Below are 3,465 nucleotides of genomic sequence, written 5' to 3'. Positions count from 1 at the left end.
GCCTTAGGTACTGATAACTGATAACTGATAACTGATAACTGATAACTGAAATGACACTAGTAGAAGAGAGCGGGAATAACTAACCAATTACAAAATCTTAAAATCCTGACCAATCAATACTTTTGACTGGATTGAGTGCGTATTACATTCTGAGAAAATCTTAGAATTACGCACTCGCTTTTGACTTTTGACTTCCGGGTAGCGTCACTAGTTTTTGACTTGATGAGAGACAAGGTTTAATTGCTCTTACATCAGAAAAAACATAGTAAAAGCCAGACATAAACTCTACCATAGCAGTCGAAGGAAAAGCTAGGACAAATCAAAAGCTTAAAACTCAGACAAAAGTTAAGATTCTTCTTTCTTCTTTCTGCAATACCATAACTCTAAAAACAACTCAAATTAAAAAACGCCTGGCTCTGAATATGTTTAGAGCCAGGCGTTTTACTTTTAAAAAAAGTTTTTTATATTTAGGGCCTTTATATTAGCTAACCCCACTTAGATATTTAAGGTCTTTATTTTTAGCTGACCTCAATTTATATTCATCTATTATTTGACAACAACTTTATAGGGATCGACGATTTCGTAATATTTTCTTTATTTTTTTGTATTTTTATGGCCAAATATATATCCATATTACAAAATTTAAACTTTTGTTACTTAGACGAAGAAGATCGATTACTGGCCTGTTGCTCCCAACGAAATAGGATAATCATCAAGACTACAACTCCGACTTGTAAAGCAAAATTAGGGAAAGCAGAAGCAATATTCTGGCCAGCAATGATTTTGGCCAAAAAAATAAAAGCTCCGATGAAACCAGAAGCTCCTAAAGCTACATATATAAATTGCCGTAGTCCTCGATAAGGTTTATCAAGCTCACTTTTGAGGCGAGCATATTTTTCTGGGCTAAGTTTAGTTTGAGAGGAATTATTATTTGAGTTTGGAGTTGACATAGTGTTTTTAGATACAGACTTGAAGAAGTAATTTACAGCGCAATTTATTTAAGTAGACTACAAAATTATTTTGGGGCATCGCAGGTAGGGACGTTGCATGCAATGTCCTTACGCAGTAGGCAGTAGGAGAATGATTTGGCCACTATAGTCTATATATTTGAAAACCGCTATAAATAGGTTGGCATTAAAAATTATAGTGACTATTGGGCAGGAGGCGGAAGAGGAGAAGTTTTTGGGCGTTGTATATTTGCCCATTGGAATTCTTGCTTGAGAAAAAGAAGAATTATAAATATGGTTTATCTTGTCTGCAAAGATTCATTACCGAATAAATTCCAGCAAAATATTTATAATATCGAATCCGTTTAATTCGGTATAAAAAAATATTCCATCTTCATCCAGAGCGGAAAGAATTCTGAGTTATTTTCCCTTCTGTTTGCGGAGCATTCCGTAGGAAATTCTGAATTCTGAATTCTTGATTCTGATTCACTATCTTATTACACCGATGCTACCGGATTTGATATAACTTATTCAATTAATAAAAACCTACATACAGCAATTATCAAAAAGCGTGAGTTATGCACATTGGTTTTTTTTAAGGAACACCGGATCTAAATTCTAGGAATAGAATAGAAATAAAGATAAAAGATGAGTGTATCCCACTAATTTTAGAAACGCTATATTAAAAACATTAAAAATTACTTTTAACTTACTTTTGTAGCAACAACAATATTGTCTGAAATAGATCAACTACAACGTGGGAATTCAGCAGTCAGCCATCAGCTATTACTTTTAGTTTAGGATAAAAGCTTTACTAATTGTCTTATTACAAAAGTTGCTTTCCTTGCTCCTAAAAGTCAGTTGTTAATTGAAACACTATCCTTAAGGAGAAAATATTGTTTCTGATAGCTGACAGATAGTAGCTGTTTGCGCAGCATTCCGGAGGAAATGCTTACACTACAACAACGTTATATTAGAAACATTAAAAATTATTTTTAACTTACTTTTGTAGCAATAACAATATTGTCTGAAGTAAACCAACTACAACACCTAAAACACCACCCAAATTAACAATAGCTTGCAACTCATTTTTAACAATTACATTAATAGCAACTTCCAATTCTTCAGGAGAAGTACCTTTAACACGGTCAATAATTACTTGGTCAATGTTTAAAATAGGAATTGCTTGAGCCACAATATTTTCTAAATCCCGCTCTAAATAACGTTCTAAAACCAAAGCTAATTCTTGACTCACTAACTCTAGAGAACTATTCATTATTGATGAAGCTTGTAGGCGATTAATAATTAAATCAGCAATGTGCTCCCAATCTATAGATAAACTTAAACCTTGAATTAAATCAGCACCACGCTCTCGCAAGTATAGACGCACACTATCACGCATTGTATTTCTTAACTGGCGTACTGTAGAAACAGGTAAATTTTGCATCGAAAGATTTTGTAACCATTCCTGAATTCTTTCTCTAACACCTAATGCTCTGATTAATTCTTTTAAGCGTTGATTAGTTAATTCTCTCTCATCTAAACAAAAAGTTCTTAACCTAATTAAAGTATTACGCAGCCCAAACAAATTAGCTACTACCCAATAAGTACCACTAGCTTTTTCGCGAAAGCCTTCATCAATAATTGAAATATTTTGATCTGTGAGAAAATCAATTAAAGTCTGCCTTAATATATCTGGTGGTAGTACAACTTTAAGCAACCAATCTGATAGTTGAATTGCCTGCATTTCTGTTAGCTGAAACTCTAATAATACTTGGTCAAAAATTTGGTTGAGTTGAGCTTCCAAAAAGTCTTCTCTTTTCGCCCAAACTTTGAGCAATCTTGGCAAAGATTGACCTAATAAATCCCGTAAAATATTTGCTAGAATTTTAGAAGTTTTCTTACTTGTATCGATTTTAAATTGTTCTAAAGACATTTGTAGCAGCCAGAGAATAGCTGCCTCCATTCGCTCCGTTTGTAACAAACGACGTGCTAAATTTTGCAACTCTGAAGGAGTTAACAAAGAACCCATTATTGTATCAGCTACTCGCTTTGCTAAACGTTCTTGATTAGCAGGAATTAAGCCAGGAGTAAAGGGTAGCTTTTTCCCAAAAGCATAGTAAGGACGATAAGGGCGAAATAGCATTTTAATAGCTATATCATTAGTGAAATAGCCAATAATTCCACCGGCAATTGGTGGTATAAAATAAAGCCAGATATTAGACAACTTTAATTATTTCAGACATCTACTTTTGAAAAAAAACTAATAATAATTTTATAATTATTAGAGAGTGTTTGTAAAACAAATATTAGATTGGTTAGTGGACTGACACAGCTAATATATTGTAATAGTAGGGGTGAGTTCCGCGCTATGGTTAATTACTCAATATTAAATTGAGATGAACCTGCTCCATGCCCAACTATCGAACTACAAAGATTCATAACAATTAAACCGCTCATTACTCCATAAATGATAAGCGTACCGTCACACACCGTCTAAACTTTAAAAAATTATTTT

General features: G+C 33.3%; 2 protein-coding genes. Both read right to left on the bottom strand.

The genetic code is table 11. The features are described from left to right. Positions 1-653: 653 nt before the first annotated feature. On the bottom strand, positions 654-950 hold the full coding sequence (locus tag AC3DU7_RS25675; protein ID WP_488042116.1) for a DUF3493 domain-containing protein: 297 nt from the start codon (positions 948-950) through the stop codon (positions 654-656). Positions 951-1,947: 997 nt separating this feature from the next. Further along, complete coding sequence (locus tag AC3DU7_RS25670) at positions 1,948-3,174, bottom strand: DUF445 domain-containing protein (protein ID WP_488042115.1); 1,227 nt, start codon at positions 3,172-3,174, stop codon at positions 1,948-1,950. Positions 3,175-3,465: the final 291 nt, after the last annotated feature.

Source organism: Okeania sp. (assembly GCF_983059655.1).
The sequence above is the reverse complement of the archived record's forward strand: the minus strand, read 5'-3'. Positions and strand labels throughout refer to the sequence as shown.